The organism is uncultured Odoribacter sp., assembly GCF_937966165.1.
Taxonomy (GTDB): Bacteria; Bacteroidota; Bacteroidia; order Bacteroidales; family Marinifilaceae; genus Culturomica.
Map to the genome: position 1 here is coordinate 143,530 of NZ_CALCLB010000032.1, position 26,635 is coordinate 170,164.

A 26,635-nucleotide genomic window follows, 5' to 3' on the forward strand; every position below is an offset into this window, starting at 1 on the left:
TCGAATGTTCAAAGGGTAAAAGAGAGGAGATTGTAGGGGCTCACTTTTGGAGATGTTCGTATTGAACAGGGGGAAGGAAAATTAATGGAAATGCCGGAATCCGAGGAAGGACACGGAAGAGCGGAGTAAAAAAAGGAAAGAAAATTTGGTGATTTAGGGGGAGGACATTATCTTCACCAAACGATAAGAAACGTTTAAAAATATAAATTTAAAGACGTTTGATGGGAAAGGTGTCAGGTAATATTTTAATGAATCTTCAGGCAAATGAGAAAACAATTGTTCGTATGTTTAGCCTTAGCCGGGCTATTGAGCGGAACCGTAAAGGCTGTTCCGTACGGGAAAAATTATGTGGATTATGTAAATCCTTTAATGGGTACACTTTCTGAAATTCAGTTATCCACAGGTAACACTTACCCTGCAATAGCGCGTCCCTGGGGTATGAATTTCTGGATGCCTCAAACCGGTAAGATGGGAAACGGATGGGCTTATGTGTACGATCATTACCGTTTGAAAGGGTTTAAACAAACTCATCAGCCCAGTCCTTGGATTAACGATTACGGGCAGTTTTCCATCATGCCGGTAGTGGGGAATAAAATTACGGAAGAGGAAAGAGCCAGTTGGTTTTCCCATAAAGCTGAAGTGGCGAAACCTTATTACTACAGTGTTTATTTAGCAGAGCACGATATTTTGACGGAGATAACGCCTACGGAACGGGCTGCTTTTTTCCGGATGACTTTTCCGGAATCCGGGGAGAGCCGGATTGTGATAGATGCATTCGACCGGGGATCCTATATTCATATTATTCCTGAAGAGAACAAAATCGTAGGTTATACTACGCGAAACAGCGGGGGAGTGCCTCCGGATTTCAAAAATTATTTTGTCATTTTGCTGGATAAGCCTTTGGAGTATTTTGCTGTATGGAAAGACGGTAAAGTTTGTGAAGGGAAGGAATTGAAAGACAATCATGTAGGGGCTGTTGTGGGATTTAAAACCCGCCGGGGGGAAAAGGTCCATGCCCGGGTTGCTTCCTCTTTTATCAGCTTTGAACAGGCAGAACGGAATTTAGGAGAATTGGGTGAGAAAAATTTTGAAGAAGTTAAATCGGAGGGCGAACAGGCGTGGAACAGGGTATTGGGTGTCTTTGAAATTGAGGCGGATCTGGATCAGATGCGGACTTTCTATACCTGTTTATACCGTTCGGTTTTATTCCCGAGGATGTTTTACGAATACGGAGCAGATGGTAAGCCTGTCCATTACAGCCCATACAATGGACAAGTATTACCGGGGTATATGTTCACGGACACCGGTTTTTGGGATACCTTCCGTTGTCTTTTTCCTTTGCTGAATTTTGCCTATCCGGCTATGAATGCAAAAATTCAGGAGGGATTGCTGAATACCTATAAAGAAAGCGGTTTCCTCCCGGAATGGGCTTCTCCCGGCCATAGGGGATGTATGGTAGGGAATAATTCGGCTTCCGTTGTATCGGATGCAATATTAAAAAATATCACTCCCCGGGAATATCATTTGCCTTTGTATGAAGCCATGCTGGCCACTGCCAACAGTTGTCATCCCAAAATAAAATCTACCGGCCGTTGCGGGTATGAATATTACAATCAGTTGGGGTATGTCCCTTATAATGTCGGAATTAAAGAAAGTGCTGCCCGTACGCTGGAGTATGCTTACGACGATTGGTGTATTGCCCAGGTCGGAAAAAAGCTGGGACGTCCTCAGGCAGAGATAGACCTTTACCTGAAACGGAGCCAGAATTACCGTCATCTTTTTGACCCGGAGCACAATTTAATGCGGGGGAAAAATGAAGACGGAACTTTTCAGTCTCCTTTCAATCCGCTGAAATGGGGGGATGCATTTACGGAAGGGAATAGCTGGCATTATACCTGGAGTGTTTTCCATGATGTACAAGGTTTGGCTGATTTAATGGGAGGTTACCCGCATTTCATCGGTATGTTGGATTCCGTATTTAAGGTACCTCCTCTCTTTGACGATAGTTATTACGGAGGGGTTATTCACGAAATCCGGGAAATGCAGATTATGAATATGGGAAACTATGCGCATGGAAACCAACCGATTCAGCATATGATTTATTTATATAATTATGCAGGGGAACCCTGGAAAGCCCAGTATTGGGTAAGACAGACTATGGACCGGATGTACCGGCCTACGCCCGATGGGTATTGCGGGGATGAGGATAACGGACAGACTTCCGCCTGGTACGTGTTTTCCAGCTTAGGGTTTTATCCGGTTTGTCCGGGAAGCGATCAGTATGTACTGGGATCGCCTTTGGTCCGGAAAGCCCGGATTCATTTGGAAAAGGGGAAAGAAATTGTCATTACGGCTCCAAATAATAAAGGAGATACACCTTATATAAAAGAATTGAAAATAAACGGAAAACCGTATGACAAAAATTATTTGAGTTACGGAGACTTAATGAGGGGAGCGGCTTTGGATTTCCGTATGGACGGTAAACCGAATCAGAAAAGGGGAACCGCTTTACAGGCTTACCCTTATTCTTATAGTAAATAGATAAACGGGGGCAGCTTTTCCCGGTGTACGGGAAAGGTAGTCGTTTGGCTTAAACAGAAGAAAGATGTGATATGGTTACAAGACGGGATTTTATCAGGCAGGGGGGAATGGCCCTTGCAGCAACGGCTTTGGCCGGAACACCTCTGGGACGCTTGATGGGTAAGGAACTGCCGGCAGGCATCAGCCTGGCTGCTGCAAAAGATTATAAAACCACACGTGTGGCGACGGGTGAGCGTCATTTTACTTCAGAAGCTGTGGAAGAGACAATTTCGGAAGTGAAAAAACAATTGAAGGATCCGAAGCTAAGTCGGATGTTTGAGAATTGCTTTCCGAATACATTGGATACCACTGTCGATTTTAAGATGAAAGGAGAAAAGCCCGATACCTTTGTAATTACCGGGGATATAAATGCAATGTGGTTGCGGGATTCTGGAGCTCAGGTCTGGCCGTATCTGCCTTTGTGTAAAAAAGATGAATCCCTGCGTTTACTGATTGCCGGCGTTATCCGTCGGCAGACTCAATGTATCCTTTTGGACCGTTATGCAAACAGCTTTACACATGGGAGTGAGTCCAGCGAATGGGCTTCTGATCTGACAGAAATGAAACCTTATATACACGAACGGAAATGGGAGATCGATTCCCTTTGCTATCCGGTACGTTTGGCTTATCATTACTGGAGAACGACCGGGGATACCACTGTTTTTGATTCGGATTGGGAAAGGGCAATGACGCTTATTGTACAGACGTTTAAAGAACAACAGCGGAAAACAGGGCGCGGTCCTTATAAATTTCAGCGGAGGACAGAGCGGCAATTGGATACGTTGAGCAATGACGGCTGGGGAAATCCGGTTCGTCCTGTCGGGTTAATCGTTTCCTGTTTCCGTCCTTCGGATGATGCTACTACTTTTGGCTTTCTGATACCTTCCAATCTGTTTGCTGTGCTTTCTTTACGACAGATGGGGGAAATGCTGGAAAAAGTAAAGGGGAACGGACGGTTGGCTGCAGAATGCCGGCAACTGAGCGAGGAAGTCCGGGCAGCTGTTCAGCGTTATGCTATTGTCCGGCATCCGAAATACGGAAAAATCTATGCTTTTGAAACCGATGGATTCGGAAATTATTATTTTATGGACGATGCAAATGTTCCGAGTTTATTGGCGATGCCTTATCTGGGAATAATATCCCGGAAAGACCCCGTATATCAGAATACCCGCCGAAGGATCTGGAGCAAAGATAACCCTTATTTTTTCAAGGGTATAGCGGGGGAAGGAATAGGGGGACCTCATATCGGATACGATATGATCTGGCCCATGAGTATCATTATGAAGGCAATGACGAGTAATGAGGATGAGGAAATACGGGAATGTGTAAAAATGTTGAGAGATACAGACGGGGATACAGGTTTTATGCATGAATCTTTCCACAAGGATGATCCTGCAAAATTTACCCGTCACTGGTTTGCCTGGGCCAATACTTTATTCGGTGAATTAATATTGAAATTAATCGAAAACAAAAAAATAACGCTTTTGAATAATTTATAGAGGGGTTTAAGTCTTGGATAAATGCTTCTGGGGGAATTTGATTTACATTTCGCTGATTGACGGAATTGTCATTAGGGGTTAAGGAATTCATCCGGACCGAAGGTTCGTTCATCGGCGAGTCGTAAGATAAGTCTTCATCAGGTACGAATTATCCTTAATCATATAACCGTTTACACATTTTCTTCTCTCTTCTTAAAGAATTCATATTAACAATTTTGTTATAAAAATTTTTATTCTTAATTTTGTAGCATATTCATTTCCATCTGGTTCATGCCAGGTGATATTTCTACAAAATTAAATACCCTTTAAATCGTTATATGTACGACATTTTAGAATTGAATGACAAATTGCTGACCGAGTTGCGGCAAATTGCGAAGGATTTAAACATTAAGCGTATAGAAGCTTATAAAAAACAGGAACTTATTTATAAAATTTTGGATCAGCAGGCTATTGCGGCAGCTGAGATACGTACCGTAGTAACAGAGGCTGCAGCTAATCAGCAGGAAGGGGCTGGGAAAAGAGGACGTAAACCCCGGGTGCGCGTTGTCCGTTCAGTCGAAAAAGTAGGGGATTCCAAAGGAGGTGTACCTAAATTTGCCAAGCGGGAAGAGGTGAAACGGGAAGACGTTCGTACGGAACAGCAAGCTGCTGTTGCAGAGGAAACTGTACAGACGGAACGTCCTCAGGAACGTAAGGAACAGAAGCGTACCCGTTATCAGGAACGTCCGGTAAAGGAAAAAAACGTACATTTAAATCACAGGGATATTATAGAGAAAGATTTGGACTTCAGCGGAATTGAGCCGGAAGAAGAATATACAAAGAGTGATTACGATTATCCGATGGATAACGGGGATATGCAACCGGAACCTCAGTTACAGGTTGAGGAGGGAGAAGAGCATTATGAAGATCATAGGGAAAAAGAGAATGGGAATGCGAATAACGGAAATCCTAACGGGAACGGAAATGCGAATCCCGGTAAAATGAAATTTGATAAGAGAGATAAATACTATGAATTTGAAGGTATTATCAATAATGCCGGAGTTTTGGAAATAATGCCGGATGGTTATGGATTTTTACGTTCTTCGGATTATAATTATCTGAATTCACCGGATGATATTTATGTTTCTCAGAGCCAGATCAAGCTTTTCGGTTTGCAGACAGGAGATACAGTAGAAGGTACGGTACGTCCTCCGAAAGAAGGAGAAAAATATTTTCCTTTAATTAAAGTGGAGAAAATTAATGGAAAATCTCCGGAAGCTGTGCGGGACCGTATTCCTTTCGATCATTTGGTACCACTGTTCCCGAACGAGAAATTCAATATTACAGGGAATGGAAAAGCCACTATTTCTACCCGGGTTGTAGATATGTTTGCCCCTATCGGAAAAGGACAGAGGGGATTGATTGTAGCTCAGCCGAAAACCGGTAAGACTGTTTTGTTGAAAGAGATTGCCAATGCTATTGCTGCCAATCATCCTGAAGTATATCTGATCATATTGCTGATAGATGAGCGTCCGGAGGAAGTAACTGATATGGCCCGCAGTGTAAACGCTGAAGTGATCTCTTCTACTTTTGACGAACCGGCGGAACGCCATGTGAAAGTCGCTAATATTGTTCTGGAAAAAGCCAAACGAATGGTTGAGTGCGGGCATGATGTCGTGATACTGCTGGATTCCATAACCCGTTTGGCGCGGGCCTACAATACTGTATCACCGGCATCCGGGAAAGTACTTTCCGGAGGTGTCGATGCGAATGCTCTGCACAAACCGAAACGTTTCTTCGGAGCAGCCCGGAATATAGAGGACGGCGGTTCTCTGACCATTTTAGCGACAGCTTTGACTGAGACCGGTTCCAAGATGGACGACGTAATCTTTGAAGAATTCAAAGGAACAGGTAATATGGAATTGCAGCTCGACCGGAAATTGTCGAATAAACGTATTTATCCGGCTGTCGATATTACGGCTTCCAGTACACGCCGTGAAGACCTTTTGTTGGATGCCAATGTATTAAACCGGATTTGGATCCTCCGGAATTACTTGACCGATATGAATTCTATTGAAGCAATGGAATTTGTAAAAGACCGTTTGGAAAAAACAAAATCCAATGAAGAATTTCTCGTTTCGATGAACGATCAATAGAATACTCACAGAAAGAAGAGGCCCGTTGGGGTTAGGGAATGAATGTGCGCAGATAAACCGGACTAAAATTCTGGATTACATCCTTTTAGAAACTGAGGTTCGTTTCTGTTCGGATTTTCAGATAGATAATAATCCTGTACAAGATACCCTGAATCGAAATCAGGCCCCTTCTTTTATTCATTTGTTGTGAGTCTGTCCCTTCAGTTTTCGTAATAAGCAGTTGTAAGATAAAACACTTACAGATTTCTGATTGCAGGAGATTCTAACCACCTGATTTTAAACAAATTGCTTCGGGGTATTCCGTAAATATCCCGAAGCAATAAATGTGTTAGCCCTTGTTATTCCGAGTAGGTACTCAATTCAGCTTTAGCTTTTCTTTTATATCTTGGGGAATGGCGTCTTTGTGAATAAGAATGGCTGTTGTTTTCATTTTTACGTAAGGTTCAGACATATACAAATAGCCTCCGAAAGGATTTCTCTCTGTACCCCAGGAATTTTTGGTTTTATAATAATAAGTTCCGTTTTGGTCCTGCAATAATCCCGTCAAATGCATGAGATGATCGTCCGTCGTTTTCCGTTTATCGAAAGTTTCCTGACGGTTCTGGTCATTTACCTGCAATTCGGGTACAGGGGAAACAAACGAATAAAGATTACTTTTTTCTGCTTCCGGCAGTTTTTCAAAGCGGGCCCGGTCGCTGCTGCTCATATTATTCGGTTCATCGGTGGGAAGTATGGCCAGCCCTTTACTGTGATTAAAACCTTGTTCGCTGACATCCCCGTCCCAGGCTATGGTGTAACCGTTTTCCAAGGCGTTGTGCATAACGGCAATCAAATCCGCTAGCGGTACATTATAATAACGACCGTGCATCCAGTTATCCGGAATTTCCAGTTCTACGGCTTCATAAAAGGGATAAGCCTGGTAGGAAGTCAGCTCAATATAGTCTTCCGGATGAATTCCCAATTCATTGGCAAAACTTTTAGGAGTATATTCCTGTCCCTGAAAACTGAATTTTTCCGGGGCTTCTCCCAAATAACTTTCTATAATAGACATCAAGGCTTTGGGCCAGGCTGTTGTGATATTTCTGGCTTTCGTAATGCCGGACATAAAACCGATTAAACCGCTGACCATCTCCCGGTGGTCGTGACTTGTTGTGCCGTATTCCAAGCCGGAGTATACCTCTTCCGGAACAAGTCCGTATTTAACAATCATTTCCATTACGTCATGGGCTTGTCCTCCTTCGTTGAGGTTATTTTTACCGTAAAAACGGAAATAACGCTTTCCTTTTTCGAAATAAGTATTCCGGACCACATACATTTCTGATAAATCATAAGCCGGTTTCCCCATCCGTAGTAATTCGGATTCCAGAAAAGAAATGGTTGCATAACACCAACAGGTACCGCTATTAGCCTGATTCTTAACAGGGGTCGCTTTTAAATCGGCTATTTCTTTAAACTGATAACCCGAACGAGGAGCATTTTTTTGTGCCCAAAGAGTGGATATCCCTAAAGACAGGATAATCCCTAAACTGAAAAATACAGATTTTATCATAGATGTAAGATTTGAATTTTAACAAGGACAAGGTACTAACTTTATTGGATAACTTTAGCAAATCGTATGATATTTTAATTATTGTACTTGATGTATAAGTAAGCTACCTCGCTTTAAGGGTAATTTTTTACACGATTTATAAAAAAAGAAACAGTGATTGGATCGTGTTTTTGTAAACGTTTTCGCTGTCTTTCCTTATTGTGATTGTAAAATTTTCCTTATCAACTTTTATTTTTAGTTTAAAACCTATTTGTAATAAGTCTAAATAGTAATTTTTATCAAAAATTGCAATATCGAGATTGCAATTTGCTTATTTTTCTTTTATATTTGCATGTCAGAAGGAAAGAAATGGATAGTTTACGCAGTACACATATTACACTTTTAAAAGAGCGTACATCAGTTATACGCCGGGGACTTTCAGATAAAATTAACCGGAACAGCCGCTTAATTGCAGTGAAGGGAAGCCGGGGAGTAGGGAAAACCAATTTTTTGCTGGAATATTGCCGGAACTATTATGCTGAAGACAATTCTTGTTTATATGTAAATTTGAATAATCTTTTTTTTGCAGATGAGGGGCTGTATCATTTTGTAGAGCATTTTTATAAATTGGGGGGAAAAGTAATATTATTGGATCAGGTACATAAATATCCGGGTTGGGATATAGAACTACTGGCTTGTTACCGGTCTTTTCCGGATTTACAAATTGTATTTACCATTTCTTCTATTGTACGGGTGAAATCGAATGAATATTTAAAAGGGATAGTGGATATGTACAATCTGAGTGGTTTGTCTTTCCGGGAATTTCTGGAGTTGGAAACCGGTATTCATTTTCCGGTATTTTCTTTTCCGGAAATTGTAGAAAACCACGAGAAAATTGTAAACGATATTTTATGCCGGATACGGCCGCTGGCTTATTTTGGGAATTATCTCCGTTATGGTTATTACCCTATATATCTGGGAGAAAAATCGCATATTGATTATCTTTTAAAAAATATCAATTTGACTTTAGAGTTTGATATTCCTTATAATAATCAGATCGAACTGAAGTATCTGACCAAACTTAAAAAATTATTGTATATTGTGGCGAAGGATAACAGTTGTACTGTGAATATCAGTAAACTAAGCAATGAGATAGGTGTTTCCCGGGCAACAGTACTGAATTATCTTTATTATATGAAAAATGCCCGTTTACTCACCTTGCTCCTCCCGGAGGAAGATGGAGAGGACAGTGGGCGGAAACCAAATAAATTATATATTCATAACCCAAATCTGTTGAATGCCGTATGTTTAGATGAAGTAGATACAGGGGTAATGCATAAGACATTTTTATTGAGTCAATTATGTCCTGTACACCGGATTAATTATACAGAAAATGCAGACTTCCTGATTGATGGAATTTATAATGTAAATGTTTGCCGGGAAGGAGAAAGAGTGAGGAATCAGGGAGAAGGTATTGTCATGGAAGATATGGCAGAAAGGGGAAAAGGAAATATCATTCCTTTGTGGTTAGCAGGATTTGTATATTGAAGGGAAAAATGAAATTACATATTAAATAATAAACTAGGAAAACGGATATTAGCAATCAAAAAAGGTAGAATCAATCATTTTAATTGCTGATTTTCAGTTGCAATAAAATTCATTTAATTTTATAAAGATGGCAAAAGAAAAACAATTTTTAACTTGTGATGGTAACGCTGCAGCTGCGCATATTGCTTATATGTTCAGTGAAGTATCGTGCATCTATCCCATTACTCCGTCTTCGCCTATGGCAGAGAACGTGGATGAATGGGCCGCAAAAGGACGTAAGAACATGTTCGGGGAAACTGTTCGGGTTATTGAAATGCAATCGGAAGCCGGTGCTGCCGGTGCCGTTCATGGTTCATTGCAGGCTGGAGCGCTGACAACTACCTATACCGCTTCTCAGGGGTTATTGTTAATGATCCCCAATATGTATAAAATAGCCGGAGAGTTACTGCCTTGTGTATTCCATGTGAGTGCGCGTGCACTAGCTGCTCATGCTTTAAATATTTTCGGGGATCATGCTGACGTTTATGCTGCTCGTCAAACTGGTTTTGCCATGTTGGCTTCCGGTTCGGTTCAGGAAGTGATGGACTTATCAGCTGTATCTCATTTGACGGCCATTAAATCCCGTGTGCCGTTTGTAAATTTCTTCGATGGTTTCCGTACTTCCCATGAAATTCAGAAAATCGAGGCAATCGATATGGAAGATCTCAGGGACCTGGTCGATATGGAAGCTTTACAGGCTTTCCGTAAACGTTCTTTGAATTCCGAGACCCCGGTTACCCGCGGAACGGCTCAGAATCCGGATATCTATTTTCAGGGCAGAGAAGCTGCAAATAAGTTTTATGACGTCGTTCCGGATATTGTTGCTTATTATATGGACAAAATGTCTGAAATTACCGGAAGAAAATATCGTCCTTTTGATTATTACGGAGCTCCGGATGCTGAAAATATTATTATTGCTATGGGGTCTATCACCGATACCATACGGGAAGTGATAGACTATAAGATGGCTAAAGGTGAAAAAGTGGGTTTGATTGCCGTACATTTGTACCGTCCTTTCTCTGCTAAGTATTTTATGGAAGCTGTACCGGCTTCTGTAAAGCGGATTACGGTACTCGACCGGACCAAAGAACCGGGTGCGAATGGAGATCCCCTTTACCTGGATGTAAAGGATATATTCTATGGGCAGCCCAATGCTCCCCTGATCGTTGGTGGACGTTACGGAATGGGCTCTAAGGATGTGACTCCGGCCCAGATCATTGCTATCTATAAGAATATGACTTTCAACGAGCCTAAAAATCAGTTTACTGTTGGAATAGTAGATGACGTTACTTTTAAATCCCTGCCTTTGGAAGCAGAAGTAAAAGTGACACATGATACGACCTACGAGGCTAAATTTTATGGTTTAGGTTCTGATGGTACGGTGGGAGCAAACAAAAATTCCATCAAAATCATCGGTGGTGCAACGGATAAATATTGTCAGGCTTATTTTGCTTATGATTCCAAAAAATCGGGAGGTTTTACGGCTTCTCACCTGCGTTTCGGGGATGAACCGATACGTTCCACTTATTTGATTACGACTCCTGACTTTGTGGCTTGCCATGTACCGGCATATATCAATCAGTACGATGTATTGAAGGGATTGAAAAAAGGAGGTTCCTTCCTCTTGAATTCACTTTGGGATGAAGAGGAAACGAAAAAACATTTGCCGAACCATATGAAAAAATATATGGCTGAAAATGATATTAATTTTTATATCATTAACGGTACGAAGATTGGACAGGAATTAGGACTGGGCAACCGGACCAATACCATTATGCAGAGTGCTTTCTTTAAGATTACCAATGTAATTCCTTATGAACTGGCAGTTCAGGAGATGAAATCTGCAATTGTGAAGACTTATGGTAAGAAAGGGGAAGCTATTGTCAGTATGAACTTTGCTGCGGTAGATGCCGGAGGAAAAGAAGGAAATCTGGTAAAAGTAGAAATCCCGTCTGAATGGAAGAATTTACCCGATGAAATGCCGGCACAAAATGAAGCACGCCCTGAATTCATCCGTAATGTAGTAGACGTAATGAACGCACAGAAAGGGGACGATTTGCCTGTAAGTGCTTTTGTCGGAAGAGAAGATGGGACTTTCCCTAACGGAACTTCCAAATTTGAAAAACGGGGAATTGCCGTGAATGTGCCGGAATGGCAGGTTGAGAATTGTATACAATGTAATCAATGCGCTTATGTATGTCCTCATGCTTCTATCCGTCCTTTCCTGATGACTGATGAAGAATTGGCGGCAGCACCTGCCGGAACAGTGGCTAAACCAGCTGTAGGGAAGGAATTAGCCGGTTATAAATTCAAGATTCAGGTATCTCCGCTCGATTGTACCGGCTGCGGAAACTGTGCAGATGTTTGTCCGGCTAAGAACAAGGCCTTGATTATGAAATCTCTGGAAAGTCAGGCGGCCGAGATTGAACGTTGGGAATACATGGATAAAAAGGTAGGTTATAAAAAAGTGGTTGAACCGAATAATGTAAAAAATTCTCAGTTTGTTCAGCCTTTGTTCGAATTTTCCGGAGCCTGTGCTGGTTGTGGGGAAACACCTTATATCAAATTGATCACTCAGTTGTTCGGGGAAAGAATGATGGTCGCCAATGCGACAGGTTGTTCTTCCATATACGGAGCTTCTGCTCCTTCTACTCCTTATTGTACGAATTATAAGACGGGACGCGGACCCGCTTGGGCTAACTCTTTGTTTGAAGATAATGCTGAATATGGTTTCGGTATGGCAGAGGGAGCCAACCGCCTGAGGGAGAGAGTAAAGAGATTGTTGGATGAAAACATCAATTCTTTCTCTTCCGAGACGCAGAATGCCGTAAATGATTGGATAGCCGCTTATGAGGATGGAGATAAAACCGTGGCTGCCAGTGATGCTTTGGCTGTCGCTTTGGAAAAAGAGAATACTCCTGTTGCTAATGAAATATTGGATTTAAAACAATATTTTACTAAAAAATCCCAATGGATCTTTGGTGGAGACGGATGGGCATACGATATCGGTTACGGTGGAGTTGACCATGTATTGGCTAGCGGACACGATGTAAACATACTGGTTATGGATACGGAAGTTTATTCGAATACAGGAGGTCAGTCTTCAAAAGCTACCCCTACAGGAGCGGTAGCTAAATTTGCTGCCAGTGGTAAGCGTGTACGCAAGAAAGATTTGGGAATGATGGCTATGTCCTATGGCTATGTATATGTAGCTCAGGTCGCAATGGGAGCTAACCAGGCCCAGTATATGAAAGCCATTAAGGAAGCTGAAGCTTATCCCGGTCCTTCTCTGATAATTGCTTATGCTCCTTGTATTAATCATGGTTTAAAAGCCAGCATGGGTAAATCACAGGCGGAGGAGAAGAAAGCTGTCGAATGCGGTTACTGGCAATTGTACCGTTACAATCCGTTACTTGAAGCGGAAGGAAAGAACCCTTTCCAGTTGGATTCCAAAGCTCCGGATTATTCTAAATTCCGTGACTTCCTGATGGGAGAAGTCCGCTTTAATTCATTGGTGAAAGCCGCTCCGGAGGATGCAGAAAAGCTGTTCCAGATGACAGAAGAGAATGCAAGGTGGAGATACGAAGGGTATAAACGTCATGCTGAAATGAAATACGGCGAACAATAATCTTTCTATAGAAAATGAAAGGCCTGCCACGATCCTGCTTGTGATGTGGCAGGCTTCTTTTTGACAGATCGCAGAAAAATATTTACATAAAAATACATCTGATAGGTTTTTTTATTACATTTGATTTTAAATCCAAAGTTGTATTGGGAAAATAGAATTTATGAATTAAAAGAAATTTTATGGAAGAATTAGAGGTAAAAAATCAAGAACAGCCTAAACAAACAATTATAATTAACCAGCAGGCTGTTTCCCGTTCCAATGGATTGGGTACGGCTGGTTTTGTACTGGCTTTAATTGCTTTATTTTTAGGCTGGATTCCTTTTTTAGGCTGGGTTATCTGGTTGTTGGGACTTATTTTTTCTGTTTGTGGCATGTTCAGGTCTCCCAAGGGATTAGCTATAGCAGGTTTGGTTATTTCTTTGATTGGAATTGTCTTTTTATTAGTAGTATTCGGGGCATTGGCAGCATTTGTGACGCTTTGAGCGAAAGGGAAAATGAAACCGGAGACTGCGAATACAATATTTTATGAATCATTCAGGGTATCCAAAGTCAAGGCTGGCTTTGGATATTTTTTGGGATAACCGGGATATCAGCAGGAGGGTATTGTAATCCTGTAAAAATAGGTTACCTTTGTAATCATTATTAACCACCAGAAGGGGTGCCTGAAAATGACGGGCTGAGATTATACCCATTGAACCTGTTCCGGGTAATGCCGGCGAAGGGAAGATGTAACAGATGTGCGCCTTTCTGTTATCATTAAGCAAAAAAATGAATAAAAAAATCGGATTAACGATAGCTTTGCTGGGAGTGAGCTATTGGGCCGTTGCGGAAAATGAAGCGGCGGATACATTGCGACATATCCAGTTGGAAGAAGTGCAGGTATTGGCAACGCGGGCTACAACCCGGACTCCCATAGCCTTTGTCAATTTGAATAAGGAGAACATAAAGAAACAGAATGTCGGATTGGATTTACCTTTTCTTTTGACGATGACACCTTCTGTACTGACGACTACAGATGCCGGCTCGGGTATTGGGTATACCGGCGTCCGGATCCGGGGTACAGATGCGACCCGTATTAATGTTACAGCCAACGGGATACCTATGAATGATGCAGAAAGTCATTCGATCTTTTGGGTAAATACTCCGGACTTGGCTTCCTCCTTGCAGGATATTCAGATACAAAGGGGGGCCGGGACTTCTACAAACGGAGCCGGGGCTTTTGGAGGCAGTATCAATATGCAAACGGAAAATGCTGCTCCCGTTCCCTATGCAGAGTTGAACGGTTCGTATGGTTCTTTCAATACGCAGAGGGAAACGGTAAAAACCGGAACCGGTTTGTTGCACAATCGCTGGGCTTTTGATTTGCGGTTGTCACATATTGCGAGTGATGGCTACCGGGACAGGGCTTCTGCAAAGTTGAAATCTTATTTCGCGCAGGCCGGTTATTATGGAGAACGCACAATTGTTAAGTTAATTACTTTCAGCGGAAGAGAGGAAACTTACCACGCATGGGATGGTATCCCGCGGCAGACTTTGGATACAAACCGTACTTATAACCCGAATGGCAAAATTGAAAATGAAAAAGGAGAGGTAATCGGTTTTTACAAAGATCAGTTGGATGTATACCGTCAGACACATTATCAACTCCTTTTTAATCATATTTTTAATCCGGAGTGGAATTTGAATATCGCTTTTCATTATACGAACGGAAAAGGCTATTATCAGGAATATAAAAACAAGCGTTCGTTAGTGGAATACGGACTAAAACCCTATGAAATACCCGGTTTGCCGGAACCTGTAAAAAGGAGTGATTTGATCCGGAAGAAAAATGTAGCAAGTGATTTCGGTGGAATGGTATTTTCTTTAAATTATCATTCGGACAAATTACAAATGACTTGGGGAGGAGGTGTTCATAAATACGTAAATAATCACGATGGAAATGTCATTTGGGTGAAAAATTATATAGGCGATGTGGATCCGGACCATCGCTTTTACGACAATACGGGCAGAAAATTAGATGCCAATGTCTATGGACGTATAAATTATGAGTTGGTCCGCAGTTTATATTTTTATGCCGATTTGCAGTATCGTTATATCCGTTATACCATCCGGGGAATAAATGACAAATGGGATTGGAATGCCGGGCATATGCAGCCTTTGGATTTGAATGAAACGTTTCGTTTTTTTAATCCGAAAACCGGTTTATTTTACCAAATAAATGAAAAAAACAGTATGTATATTTCCTTTGCTGTTGCACAAAAAGAACCGACCCGGAATAATTATACAGACGGTTTTTTTACCGAATTGCCGAAGGCCGAATGCCTGTCGGATTATGAATTCGGATATAATTTCCGTTCGTCCCGTTTTTCTGTTGGTATAAATTTGTATTATATGGATTACCGGGATCAGCTGGTGCTGACCGGTCAGTTAAATGAAATTGGGGAGGCTGTGTCGGCAAATGTTAAAGAGAGTTACCGGACGGGTGCGGAATTTTCGGCAGGGGTTCGGTTTGCCGATTGGTTGCATTGGGATGTAAATGCCACTTATAGCCGTAACCGGATAAAACATTATACGGAATATATGAACGATGTCGATCTTAACTGGAATGATTTATATACAGAAGAAGGTAAAATTTCGCAGACAACCCGTTATCTGGGATCCAGCCCGATCTCATTTTCTCCCGATTTTATGCTGAATAGTCTGTTCTCTTTTCAACATAAAGGATGGAATGCTTCTTTTCAATCCCAATATGTGAGCAAACAATATCTGAATAATTCAGGGGATAAAACATGTACATTGGATGCTTATTTCGTAAATAATCTGAATTTGAGTTATACTTTTAAATTGCCTTTGACACAAGCTGTTACATTAGGGATATCGGTATATAATTTATTTGACGAAGAATATGAAAGTAATGGTTATGCCAGCTGTACGGCTGTCTATCCGTCAACAGACGGTACAAAACCTGCAGGCGTAAAACCGGAAATCATTTCTTATGCAGCCTATTATCCCAATGCCGGAATCAATGCATTGGCTTATTTGACATTCCGCTTTTAGTAATACTGAGTCAAGTTATGTTGGTTTTCTTATTTAATTGCAGTTAATGAATGGGTTAGAAATAATAGGAACGATTGTCGGATTATTTTATCTCTGGTTCGAATACAAAGCCAGTATCTGGCTTTGGGCAGCGGGAATTATTATGCCGGCTTTAAGCCTGATGGTCTATTACAGGGCCGGATTATATGCTGATTTCGGGATAAACATCTATTATTTATTAGCGGGTATTTATGGGTGGCTGGTATGGCTGAAGGGGACAGGTGAAAAAAAAGAACGACCGGTAATACATACGCCTTTAAGAGAGATTCTCCCGTTAAGTGTTATTTCTGTTTTCTTGTTGCTGGGTATCGCCTGGATACTGATCCGGTTTACGGATAGTACTGTTCCCTGGCTGGATAGTCTGACAACAGCCTTGAGCATAACGGCTATGTGGATGCTGGCGTATAAACAGGCGGAGCAATGGCTGGTCTGGATGGTTGTCGATATGGTGAGTTGCGGCCTGTATATCTACAAAGGATTACCTTTTTATGCCGGTTTATATGGATTTTATACAATTATTGCTTTCTTTGGTTATTTAAAGTGGCGGAAAATGATTGTCCGTTAGTGATTAAAGTACTTATGATGAATTATTACCCTTTGGTGAAAACGATAGATGAACCGGAAGCGGTTATATTGGCAGACGGGAGTTTCCCGCTTCATCCCTTACCTTTGTCTTTTTTAGGTAGCTGCCGGCGGATTGTTTGCTGTGACGGAGCAGCAGAAGCTTTGATACAACGGGGACGTATACCTGAAGCCATTGTGGGAGACGGGGATTCTTTAAATCCTGCTGTACAGGACCGGTATGCTGCTTTGATTCATCGGGAAACAGAGCAGGAGACCAATGATTTGAGTAAAGCTTTTCGGTATTGCTTGAAAAAGGGGTGGAAAAAGCTTTTTATTTTAGGAGCTACGGGGAAACGGGAAGACCATACGATCGGAAATATCAGTCTTTTGTCCGATTATCAGGAACAGGCAGAAGTACAGATGCTGACGGATTACGGGGTATTTACGCCGGTTTGCGGGAATGCCGGATTTGAATGTTTTCCGGGACAGCAGGTGTCTGTGTTCAACCGGGATTGCCATCTGCTTGCCGGAGAAGGCTTGGTTTATCCGCTTTCTGCGTTTACCAATTGGTGGGAGGGAACGTTAAATGAAGCTATAGGGGATACATTTAAAATTTATGCTGATGGAAGGCTGTGGGTATACCGGGTATATGATAATAATAGAGGAAATATGCCTGGGGCCGGGAGGAGCCGGCCCCTGTAATCCGGTAGTTAAAAAATTGTTGGGGGATTTCAGCAGAGGACCGGTCCGCTTCTTTCTTTATTACTATATTTGTTCTCGTTGGGAAGGGGTGTTTTTTATTGCCTGTTGAAATTGTAAATTTAATGTGTTGCTTCATGAAAAGACAGTTGGTACTATTTTTATTTCTTTGCGGAGGATTATTGAAATTGTATGCAGTGGACAAAGGTGTCTTGAGAATATCCACGGATGCCACAGACTTAATCTTGCGGGTTGCCGCTAACGGGCGGCTTTATCAGTCTTATTTAGGCCCCCGTTTGCTTAACGAATCCGATATGCAGCATTTTCCTGCTTCTACCCGGTCCGGTTCGGGAGAAAGTATTTCCAAACAGGGTTGGGAGGCTTATCCGGCTTCGGGTATGGAGGATTATTTTGAGCCGGCTTTGGGCGTGATTCATCACGACGGAAATATGACGACGCTGCTGAAATATATATCTTCCGGTACCCGGGAAATAAATGAGAATGTTTCGGAGACATGGGTACAGTTACGGGATGAGGTTTATCCGGTGGAAGTCAAATTATATTACAGGGCTTTTCATAAAGAAAATGTCATTAAAACGTGGACGGAAATCAGCCATAAAGAGAAAAAACCGGTGACATTGTTCCGGTATGCTTCGGCTATGCTTTATTTTGAAAGCCCGCATTATTACCTGACAGAATTCAGTGGTGACTGGGCAAAAGAGGTGGGCATGAGTGTTCAGGAATTACAATTCGGAAAGAAAATTATAGATACGAAACTAGGATCCCGGGCAGCTATGCATGTTTCCCCGTTTTTCCAATTGGGGTTCGGACAGCCGGTGACGGAAACCCAAGGAACGGTTTTATTGGGAACATTGGGATGGACCGGAAATTTCCGGTTTACTTTTGAAGTGGATAACGCTGGAAATTTGAGGGTGATCTCCGGTATTAATCCGTATGCTTCTCACTATGAATTAAAGCCTGGAGAGTTATTTAAAACACCTGAGTTTATTTTTACCCTGAGTGAAAAGGGTTGTGGGGAAGCCAGCCGTAATTTGCACGATTGGGCCCGTTGCTATCAGATAAAGGATGGAATGGCGGACCGGTTGACTTTACTGAATAATTGGGAGAGTACCGGTTTTGATTTTAATGAAGAGAAATTGCTCGCCTTGATGCAGCAAGCTAAACATTTAGGTGTGGATTTATTTTTACTGGACGACGGCTGGTTTGGAAATAATTATCCCCGTAATAATGATAAAGCCGGTTTAGGAGATTGGGAGCCTATGCACGATAAACTGCCGGATGGAATAGGAGCATTGGTAAATGGAGCTGAAAAGGCCGGTGTAAAATTTGGGATCTGGATAGAACCGGAAATGGTCAACCCGAAAAGTGATCTTTTTCAAAAGCATCCGGATTGGGTGATTCATCAGCCGGACCGGGAGGCTTATTATTTCCGGAATCAACTGGTATTGGATTTAAGTAATCCGAAGGTACAGGATTATGTGTATGGAATTGTCGATAAACTGATGACGGAGCACCCAGAGATTGCTTTTTTTAAATGGGATTGTAATAGCCCGATTACGAATATTTATTCTCCCTACCTGAAAGAGAAGCAATCTCAGTTGTATGTCGATCATGTGCGGGGAATTTACCGTGTTTTGGAACGTATTCAAGTGAAATATCCGCATCTGCCGATGATGCTGTGTGCAGGCGGAGGCGGGCGTTGCGATTATGAAGCGTTAAAATATTTTACGGAATTCTGGCCCAGTGATAATACTGATCCCGTAGAGCGTTTGTTTATTCAGTGGGGATTTTCTCAGTTTTTCCCGTCCAAGACCCTATGCGCACATGTGACGGGCTGGGGAAAACAACCCTTGAAGTTCCGGACTGATGTGGCTATGATGGGAAAGCTGGGATTTGATATCAATATTACAGATCTGAATGATGCAGAACAGGCATTTTGCCGGGGAGCCGTTGTAAATTTTAACCGCTTGAAACCGGTTATTTTAGGTGGGGATCTGTTCCGCTTGGTTTCTCCTTATGAAGCTGAACATGCCGCTTTGATGTATGTGAGTAAAGAGAAGAAAAAAGCAGTGCTTTATGCTTATACTATTCATCCCCGTTTTGGGGAAAAACTTTTTCCGGTCCGCTTACAGGGCTTAGATCCCGGCTGTCGGTATAAGGTGGAAGAAATCAATCTTATGCCGGGACAGAAATCTAAATTTTCAGAAAATGGAAAAGTTTTTTCCGGAGATTATCTGATGAAAGTCGGATTGCCTGTTTTTACAACTCAGTCAACGACTAGCCATATCATAGAGATTACGTCAGAATAAAATTATAAAGACTGTTTTCGTTTTAGGTTTACCGGAACTGACCCTATTCCGGCAGACCTGAATCTTTATTCATTTATTTCGAATATTTCGCGTACTTTTTCTTTCAGATTAATGACATCTATAGGTTTTGAGATATAGTTATTAAATCCGCTTTTCAATATCTGTTCAATGTCTTGGGCATAAGCGTAAGCAGTGATTGCGATGATGGGAACTGTGGTTGAAATTTTACGAATTTCAGCAGTGGCTTCAAATCCGTCAATCCCAGGCATACGAATATCCATCAACACGAGTTGAGGATGCTGTTGTTTGTAAAGTTCTATGGCTTCTTTTCCGTTCCAGGCATGGAGCAAAGTGTAATTGGACTGCAAAATACATTTTAGTAATAAGTAGTTATCGGAATTGTCTTCGGCAATCAGAATCATGGGTTTAAAAGAGAGCGTTTCTTTTTCTTCAGACAAAGTATTAGATGCAGTTGGGGTTTCTATGTTATTTTGTCCGGAGGAAAGAACAGAAGGAGTTTTTTCGTTGTCGTTCATTTGGATTACCATTGAAATATTTTAGGAATGGAAAGGCCCAGGAATTCAAATTTATTCACACACATATAAATCTTTTAAAGTAATAAGTATTATTACGTTAAAAGGGAAGACAAAGGTACGTTTTTTGATGAGCGGAAAACAAATACAAAATTTTTTTGTGGAGAGCAACAAAAAATATTTATCGTATTTACAATCAATTATTTGTATTCATTTTAAATTATTTTCCCGTCTTCATACAAATAAAAAAACATTTTTGAATTTTAACAAAAAAAACGTACCATAAAATGGTGGCGGGATCTGTTGATTCCGGAAGGAAATTGCCTATAAGAAAGGTTGGATGAATGGCTCGGTAGTGCTTTAAGAACTTTTCTGTTTTACCTTCGTTTTATAGAAGACAAGAGAGAATTAAAAGTAAAGATTATGCGATATAGATATGAGAGAGATACGATGGGAGAAGTAAGGGTACCTGAAGATGCTTATTACGGTGCCCAGACACAGAGAAGTATTGATAATTTTAATATTGTGGTTGACCGGGATCGGATGCCGTCAGAAATGATCCGGGCTTTTGCCTGGCTAAAGAAAGCTGCAGCTTTGACAAACCGGGCATCAGGCGTTTTATCTCCGGAAAAAACAGATTTGATTGCTAAGGTTTGTGATGAGATATTAGCGGGGAAATGGGAAGATCAGTTTCCACTGGTCGTCTGGCAGACAGGGAGCGGAACTCAGACCAATATGAATGTGAATGAAGTAATCGCTAACCGGGGACATGTATTGAATGGAGGGAAATTGACGGATACAAACAAAATTTTGAGTGCTAATGACGATGTCAATAAGTCGCAATCTTCCAACGATACTTTCCCGACAGCTATGCATATTGCAGCTTATAAGGTATTGGTGGAAAAGACGATTCCGGGATTGGAGAAACTGCGGGATACTCTGGCTCAGAAAAAGGATGAATTTAAAACTGTTGTGAAGATTGGAAGAACTCATTTTATGGATGCTACCCCGCTTACTCTGGGGCAGGAATTCAGCGGTTATGTCTCTCAACTGGAACATGGAATACAGGCTATAAAAAATACATTGCCTCATTTGGCAGAATTGGCATTGGGAGGAACGGCCGTCGGGACCGGTCTGAATACCCCTCCGGAATATGCAGAACATGTGGCTGCTAAAATTGCCGAATTGACAGGTTTACCATTTGTATCGGCTTCTAATAAGTTTGAAGCACTGGCTACTCAGGATGCTTTGGTTGAGGCACACGGAGCATTGAAAACAGTTGCCGTCAGTTTAATGAAAATTGCGAATGATATCCGGATGCTTAGTTCGGGACCCCGTGCGGGAATAGGCGAAATCCGCATTCCTGAAAATGAACCCGGTTCTTCTATTATGCCGGGAAAGGTGAATCCTACACAGTGTGAAGCCCTGACAATGATTGCTGCCCAGGTTTTGGGAAATGACGTTGCCATTAATGTGGGCGGAGCAACCGGGCATTTTGAATTAAATGTATTTAAACCGGTGATCATTTATAATTTTCTGCACAGTGCCCGTCTGATCGGAGAAGGATGTTTTAATTTTACCGGGCGTTGTGCCATCGGAATTGTACCGGTATACGATACCATCCATAAACATTTAAACGATTCCCTGATGCTGGTAACAGCGCTGAATCCTCATATCGGTTATTATAAAGCAGCTGAAATTGCTCGGAAAGCTTATCTGGAAAATAAAACGCTAAAAGCAGCAGCTGTCGAACTGAAATATGTCACGGCGGAAGAATTTGACCGTTGGGTGAATCCTGCCGATATGGTCGGTAAAATTTCCTGAAGGTAAGGGAAACGGAATAAAAGGTTATTTTCTTTTCAGGAGTGAATGTTTATTTCGTTCCTGCTTTGGAGTAGATTCAGTATCTTTGCTGAAAATTCCGGGTATGAACCGTAAAATATTACGTCTGGCTTTACCTTCCATTGTGTCCAATATCACCGTTCCTTTGTTGGGATTGGTAGATGTGACAATCGTCGGCCATCTGGGTGCAACCGCTTATATAGGAGCTATTGCAGTGGGGGGCTTACTCTTTAATATTTTATACTGGAATTTCGGTTTTCTGCGGATGGGTACCAGCGGTTTGACCTCCCAGGCTTATGGCAGGAAAGATGCTGCCGGAGAAATGCGGGTATTGGTACAGGCTGTAGGGGTCGGACTGATATCCGCTTTGGCTATATTGATTTTACAATATCCTGTAGAACGTTTGGCATTTTATTTACTGGATACCAGTGCAGAAGTGGAACATTATGCGGTTACTTATTTCAGGGTTTGTGTGTGGGGAGCACCTGCCGTTTTGATGATGTACGGGTTTAAAGGCTGGTTTATCGGTATGCAGAATTCCCGTTTCCCTATGTATATTGCCATCGCTGTGAATATTATCAATATTCTGTGCAGCCTTTGTTTTGTTTTTGTATTGGGAATGAAGGTGGAAGGGGTCGCTTTGGGAACTGTGGTGGCCGAATATTCGGGTTTGCTCATCGCACTGTTTTTATGGCTGAGACAGTATAAGGTTCTCCGTCCTTTTATAACCATACGGTCAAGCCTTCAATGGAAGGCGATGAAACGTTTTTTTGCTGTCAACCGGGATATTTTTCTTCGTACCGTTTGTTTGATCGCAGTCACTACCTTTTTTACTTCCAGCGGGGCGAGACAAGGAAATATTATCCTGGCCGTCAATACATTGTTAATGCAGCTGTTTACTTTATTTTCCTATATTATGGATGGGTTCGCCTATGCTGCAGAGGCATTGACGGGAAGATATGTGGGAGCTTGTGATTTATCCAAACTCCGGCAGGCTGTCCGCAATTTGTTCGGTTGGGGCATCGGTTTATCGGCTTGTTTTACTTTGCTGTACGGGATAGGAGGACAGAATTTTTTGGGTTTATTGACCAATGATGCGGAAGTTATCCGGACTTCTGCAAACTATTTTTATTGGGTGCTGGCGATTCCTTTTGCTGGTTTTGCTGCTTTTCTATGGGATGGTATCTTAATCGGTGCCACGGCAACCCGGCAAATGCTGTGGGCTATGGCAGTCGCTGCCGGGGCCTTTTTTATGATTTATTATGGGTTTTCGGGGAGAACGGATAATCATATTCTCTGGCTTGCTTTTCTGATATATCTTTCCCTCAGGGGGGTGATGCAAACCGTTTGGGGACGGATTATATTTTCGACTGCATACCTGCAGAAAATAAAGAATAAGGTATTTTCAGAACTAAAATCCCCCGATCAACAAATGTGATAAAAAATCATATTTTATACGAAATATTTATTAGCCCTTGTTTTTTACCGAAATTAGTTTAATTTTATAAAGCACTTCGTTGCGTGTTGTTTCCTTCCAGACTCCTGTTAAGAGGAGGATTGTTTATATCTCTGTCTTACATTTTAATTTTTCAGTATATGAAATGGGGTATTGTCATTTTCATGTGCATAGCCTGGGGCTGTCAGCATGAACCCGAACCCTGGACGGATGAAGGAAAAGGAATTCCTGTATTTGTTCGGGCCGGAGATGGAATGAACGAATTACCGCCCGTTACGGGCTATCAGGTGTTTGTGTATGATGAAAAAAGCCGGGAAACCGGTTTTTATGAATGTAATCCGGTTGGTACGGCCGGTGACCAGTTTAATCTGGAACTTCCTGCCGGAATGTATACCGGCTTTTGTATGGTTAACGTTGACGATAAAGCTGTACGGGAATATAGTAAAACCAAAACGCCTCTTCAGATTTTTATTAAATTGAAAAAAACAGAAGAAGGCTACTGCGAGACGAAAGATTATTTATTGGGACAAACGGATTTTACCATACTGGAAGATCAGCAGGAAGCCGTAGTGTTCGATCTGGAAAGAAAGGTGGCCCGATTGAGGGTAATTGTAGAAAATGTTCCTCCGGAAATGAATAATTTGATGTTACATATTTCTTCTATTCCGGAAAAAATGAATTTGTACGGGGAATATACCGAAAGTGAACAAACAGTGGTAAAAAGAGCAGAACCGGCTCAGAACGGTATATCTACTACTTCCGTATTATTATTTCCGGCCCGGGAAAGTTGCGGGCTTTTTTTCTCTTATAAAATGGGAGCTACTTCTTATACGACAAGCGTGCATCAATTGAGTGCTTTGCAGGCAAACCGGATTACCGAAATCAGGGCTGTTCTGGGACAACCCGGAGAAGGGGATTTCTCCGATTTTCAGGTGAATATAAAAGGTTGGGATGAAGACGTCATCTATGATAAAGACTGGTATATTGATATTCCTGCAGCTTGTAAAGGAGAAGGGAACGGCGTAAATCTGGTGAAAAACGGCGGATTTGAAGAAGGGAAATGGGCAGGCTTACCTTTGGGATGGAGTCTGGGGGCAGGCGGTACCGATCGCCAGGCCATCCGTGTTAATTCTCCCGTCTTGGAAGGTAAAAAAGCCGTTTGTTTGGAAGGTAAAACTTATCTTTATCAGGATGTTCCCGTAAGGGGGGATGCCTGTTATCAGTTTCAGATGTATGCCAATAGCGTGTCGGAAGAAGTAAAATGGCGCTGGTGGTGTACTTGGATGTCGGGTACGACCAGTCTGCCTTCGGAAGATATCCGTACTTCCGACTATTATTATCAGACCCAGGGTTATGTAGACGTATTCCGTAAACAGGTTTTCCGGTCTCCGGCTACAGCCAATAAATTAAGGGTGGAAATCCGGACTTATACCCCTACTCTGGTGTCCGGAATCGGATTGTATGTTGACGGCGTCAGTGTGGAATTAGTAGAATAGAAAAAGAAAAAGGGAAATGAAAAAATAATAGGGAAAGAAAAACTATTGTAAAAGTGTAGTGTTCTGTGTATTGCAGGAGGGGAAGTTGCTGGTTTGCCGGCATTTTCTGAAGAATTTACCGGGTGGGGAATAAGTAGAATATGAAGATTTGATTTTAATGTCGTCAAACCGGCAATTTGATTTACGGATTATCACTGAATAGCATGTTAAATATAATGATGTATAAAATTCCCTGCTGAACAGCTATAATCTGTTACAGCAGGGAGATTCTTAGGAATTTTTTATTCACTTAATTTTTGGACAGTTTCTTTATACAAACGATATAAAAACTGGAATAATTCATATCCGGTAAATTTTCCGTCTGTACCCATTCCTAATGTTGTATCACAGGAGCTGAAAAATTTATCGTCTGTCAGCTGTTGGCCCTTTTGAATAAAATGAGGATAGAAAGTGCTGACCCAGTAATTCCTATCTTTGGCGTCAAAGGTAACACTTCCTTTGGTAGAGGGGAATCGGGAAACGTACTTTTCCAGTATTTGGGCACAATTCAGTAATTCAATATTTTCTGTTAGTATTTTTATATTTGTCTTATTGAAGTTTTGCAAGCGATACTCTACCATCGCTTTAAACAGACGATACAAAAATTGAAATAGTTCTTCTCCGTTAAATGTTCCGTCTATGCCTATCCCTAAAGGGGTTGCGGTGTTATTCCCGCTGTAAAAACGGTCATCCGGTAGTTGAGGACCTTTCCGGACCAGGTTCGGATAATAGTTATTGATCCAGCGCTTCATGTCTTCGCCTTCAAGTGTCCTGCATCCTTTTTCTTTGGGGAAATAAGATACATATTTTTCCAGCATCCGGGCACATTCCTTTATTTCATGGAATTCTTTTTCGGAGATTCCTGAGGTACTGCCTGCAAATTTATTTCTGATATTTTGCAGGAGTGCATTTGCCGGTTGTGTTTCTCCTGCAGGGACGAAATTTCTGTCTATGGGATGCGGTTTATTGTTTAAATCCTTAAAATCCATGATGTTCTCTTTTTTAAATTTATATAAATAAGATCTATGACGATGAGTAATTTAATTTCTCTCCGGACGGCCTTACTCTTTTGGAAAAGAAAAATTAGAGTTCAACTTGAAAAAATAAGAGCATTAATCCGGTTTTTCCATCCTTTCAGAAATTTAGTATTTTCCGGACGTTTCTCACAAATAGCGTCAATATAGTCCAAACGTGCTTGTTTGAACCGGCCAAAGAGTTCCGCTGCAGAATAATAGGTGTTTAGAGCCGTTATGGTACGGCTACCGACAATGCCGTCAGCGGTAACCCCTAAAATTTTCTGTGGAATACGAATACCATATACTCCGGAGGTCCAGACCCAATCCACCAGAATATTGGCGACCGGCTGGTTTTTTATTTCATCACCTCTCCATCTGTCCCAATACATACTTTTCATGATTTCAAACCATTTTTCTTGTGTAAGTTGTTTTAAATCGGTTAAACTGGGCTGGGGAAGGGCTTTTTTTTGACAATATTTTTCATAAGTAGCAAAAGTCACCCCCCTGTTGGTTGCTCCTCCCAAATCGTTTGGGTCATTGACGAATCCTCCTTCCCAACGGAGAATAAAAGGTACTAATAACTTTACATCTGCCATAATAAATAATT

The 26,635-nt window shown here is 41.6% G+C and carries 17 protein-coding genes and 1 riboswitch; of the genes, 13 read left to right on the plus strand and 4 right to left on the minus strand.

Going from position 1 to position 26,635, the window contains the following annotated elements; translation table 11 throughout:
- The first annotated feature begins 264 nt into the window (after positions 1-264).
- From Q0465_RS12355 to rho, 3 genes are all read left to right on the plus strand, one after another.
- Positions 265-2,541 carry a GH92 family glycosyl hydrolase gene (locus Q0465_RS12355; RefSeq protein ID WP_298616671.1) on the plus strand — a complete coding sequence of 759 codons (2,277 nt, stop codon included), beginning with the start codon at positions 265-267 and terminating at the stop codon, positions 2,539-2,541.
- Positions 2,542-2,612: 71 nt separating this feature from the next.
- On the plus strand, positions 2,613-4,079 hold the full coding sequence (locus Q0465_RS12360) for a glycoside hydrolase family 125 protein (RefSeq protein ID WP_298616672.1): 1,467 nt from the start codon (positions 2,613-2,615) through the stop codon (positions 4,077-4,079).
- Positions 4,080-4,396: 317 nt separating this feature from the next.
- On the plus strand, positions 4,397-6,214 hold the full coding sequence (gene rho / locus Q0465_RS12365; protein ID WP_298616673.1) for a transcription termination factor Rho: 1,818 nt from the start codon (positions 4,397-4,399) through the stop codon (positions 6,212-6,214).
- Positions 6,215-6,569: 355 nt separating this feature from the next.
- On the opposite strand, the gene Q0465_RS12370 is transcribed toward rho, so the two are convergent.
- Positions 6,570-7,763, minus strand: coding sequence for a C1 family peptidase (locus Q0465_RS12370; protein ID WP_298616674.1), 1,194 nt, complete (start codon positions 7,761-7,763; stop codon positions 6,570-6,572).
- A 348-nt stretch (positions 7,764-8,111) separates the two neighbouring features.
- Between Q0465_RS12370 and Q0465_RS12375 the strand changes: the two genes are divergently transcribed.
- From Q0465_RS12375 to Q0465_RS12405, 7 genes are all read left to right on the plus strand, one after another.
- Entirely contained in the window at positions 8,112-9,290 is a 1,179-nt protein-coding gene (locus Q0465_RS12375) for an AAA family ATPase (RefSeq protein ID WP_298616675.1), read from the plus strand.
- Positions 9,291-9,417: 127 nt separating this feature from the next.
- Positions 9,418-12,957, plus strand: coding sequence for a pyruvate:ferredoxin (flavodoxin) oxidoreductase (gene nifJ, locus Q0465_RS12380; RefSeq protein ID WP_298616676.1), 3,540 nt, complete (start codon positions 9,418-9,420; stop codon positions 12,955-12,957).
- A gap of 179 nt (positions 12,958-13,136) precedes the next feature.
- Complete coding sequence (locus tag Q0465_RS12385; RefSeq protein ID WP_298616677.1) at positions 13,137-13,439, plus strand: hypothetical protein; 303 nt, start codon at positions 13,137-13,139, stop codon at positions 13,437-13,439.
- A 162-nt stretch (positions 13,440-13,601) separates the two neighbouring features.
- Positions 13,602-13,699: riboswitch (TPP riboswitch) on the plus strand.
- Between the two features lie 26 nt (positions 13,700-13,725).
- Complete coding sequence (locus Q0465_RS12390) at positions 13,726-16,014, plus strand: TonB-dependent receptor (protein ID WP_298616678.1); 2,289 nt, start codon at positions 13,726-13,728, stop codon at positions 16,012-16,014.
- 46 nt (positions 16,015-16,060) lie between these two features.
- Complete coding sequence (pnuC, locus tag Q0465_RS12395; RefSeq protein ID WP_298616679.1) at positions 16,061-16,618, plus strand: nicotinamide riboside transporter PnuC; 558 nt, start codon at positions 16,061-16,063, stop codon at positions 16,616-16,618.
- Between the two features lie 17 nt (positions 16,619-16,635).
- On the plus strand, positions 16,636-17,319 hold the full coding sequence (locus tag Q0465_RS12400; protein ID WP_298616759.1) for a thiamine diphosphokinase: 684 nt from the start codon (positions 16,636-16,638) through the stop codon (positions 17,317-17,319).
- Between the two features lie 134 nt (positions 17,320-17,453).
- Positions 17,454-19,646 (plus strand): alpha-galactosidase, encoded by a 2,193-nt coding sequence (locus Q0465_RS12405; protein ID WP_298616680.1) that lies wholly within the window; start codon positions 17,454-17,456, stop codon positions 19,644-19,646.
- Between the two features lie 65 nt (positions 19,647-19,711).
- Here the strand turns inward: Q0465_RS12405 and Q0465_RS12410 are convergent, their stop codons facing one another.
- Positions 19,712-20,182 carry a response regulator gene (locus Q0465_RS12410; protein WP_298616681.1) on the minus strand — a complete coding sequence of 157 codons (471 nt, stop codon included), beginning with the start codon at positions 20,180-20,182 and terminating at the stop codon, positions 19,712-19,714.
- A 420-nt stretch (positions 20,183-20,602) separates the two neighbouring features.
- Between Q0465_RS12410 and fumC the strand changes: the two genes are divergently transcribed.
- The 3 genes from fumC to Q0465_RS12425 all read left to right on the plus strand — a co-directional run bounded on the left by fumC (position 20,603) and on the right by Q0465_RS12425 (position 24,973).
- On the plus strand, positions 20,603-22,003 hold the full coding sequence (gene fumC, locus Q0465_RS12415) for a class II fumarate hydratase (protein WP_298616682.1): 1,401 nt from the start codon (positions 20,603-20,605) through the stop codon (positions 22,001-22,003).
- Between the two features lie 103 nt (positions 22,004-22,106).
- Complete coding sequence (locus Q0465_RS12420) at positions 22,107-23,459, plus strand: MATE family efflux transporter (RefSeq protein ID WP_298616683.1); 1,353 nt, start codon at positions 22,107-22,109, stop codon at positions 23,457-23,459.
- Between the two features lie 158 nt (positions 23,460-23,617).
- A complete protein-coding gene (locus Q0465_RS12425; RefSeq protein WP_298616684.1) occupies positions 23,618-24,973 on the plus strand; it encodes a FimB/Mfa2 family fimbrial subunit in 1,356 nt (451 codons plus the stop codon).
- A gap of 281 nt (positions 24,974-25,254) precedes the next feature.
- On the opposite strand, the gene Q0465_RS12430 is transcribed toward Q0465_RS12425, so the two are convergent.
- Entirely contained in the window at positions 25,255-26,001 is a 747-nt protein-coding gene (locus tag Q0465_RS12430) for a hypothetical protein (RefSeq protein ID WP_298616685.1), read from the minus strand.
- A gap of 101 nt (positions 26,002-26,102) precedes the next feature.
- Positions 26,103-26,624, minus strand: a complete 522-nt coding sequence (locus Q0465_RS12435) for a glycosyl hydrolase 108 family protein (protein ID WP_298616686.1) — start codon at positions 26,622-26,624, stop codon at positions 26,103-26,105.
- Positions 26,625-26,635: the final 11 nt, after the last annotated feature.

Coding starts and splice junctions, on each gene's coding strand:
- Q0465_RS12390 (WP_298616678.1), top strand. CDS start 13,726: ATGAATAAAAAAATCGGATTAACGATAGCTTTGCTGGGAGTGAGCTAT.
- Q0465_RS12405 (WP_298616680.1), top strand. CDS start 17,454: ATGAAAAGACAGTTGGTACTATTTTTATTTCTTTGCGGAGGATTATTG.
- nifJ (WP_298616676.1), top strand. CDS start 9,418: ATGGCAAAAGAAAAACAATTTTTAACTTGTGATGGTAACGCTGCAGCT.
- Q0465_RS12410 (WP_298616681.1), bottom strand. CDS start 20,182: ATGAACGACAACGAAAAAACTCCTTCTGTTCTTTCCTCCGGACAAAAT.
- Q0465_RS12425 (WP_298616684.1), top strand. CDS start 23,618: ATGAAATGGGGTATTGTCATTTTCATGTGCATAGCCTGGGGCTGTCAG.
- rho (WP_298616673.1), top strand. CDS start 4,397: ATGTACGACATTTTAGAATTGAATGACAAATTGCTGACCGAGTTGCGG.
- Q0465_RS12355 (WP_298616671.1), top strand. CDS start 265: ATGAGAAAACAATTGTTCGTATGTTTAGCCTTAGCCGGGCTATTGAGC.
- Q0465_RS12435 (WP_298616686.1), bottom strand. CDS start 26,624: ATGGCAGATGTAAAGTTATTAGTACCTTTTATTCTCCGTTGGGAAGGA.
- Q0465_RS12385 (WP_298616677.1), top strand. CDS start 13,137: ATGGAAGAATTAGAGGTAAAAAATCAAGAACAGCCTAAACAAACAATT.
- fumC (WP_298616682.1), top strand. CDS start 20,603: ATGCGATATAGATATGAGAGAGATACGATGGGAGAAGTAAGGGTACCT.
- Q0465_RS12375 (WP_298616675.1), top strand. CDS start 8,112: ATGGATAGTTTACGCAGTACACATATTACACTTTTAAAAGAGCGTACA.
- Q0465_RS12430 (WP_298616685.1), bottom strand. CDS start 26,001: ATGGATTTTAAGGATTTAAACAATAAACCGCATCCCATAGACAGAAAT.
- Q0465_RS12400 (WP_298616759.1), top strand. CDS start 16,636: ATGAATTATTACCCTTTGGTGAAAACGATAGATGAACCGGAAGCGGTT.
- Q0465_RS12420 (WP_298616683.1), top strand. CDS start 22,107: ATGAACCGTAAAATATTACGTCTGGCTTTACCTTCCATTGTGTCCAAT.
- pnuC (WP_298616679.1), top strand. CDS start 16,061: ATGAATGGGTTAGAAATAATAGGAACGATTGTCGGATTATTTTATCTC.
- Q0465_RS12360 (WP_298616672.1), top strand. CDS start 2,613: ATGGTTACAAGACGGGATTTTATCAGGCAGGGGGGAATGGCCCTTGCA.
- Q0465_RS12370 (WP_298616674.1), bottom strand. CDS start 7,763: ATGATAAAATCTGTATTTTTCAGTTTAGGGATTATCCTGTCTTTAGGG.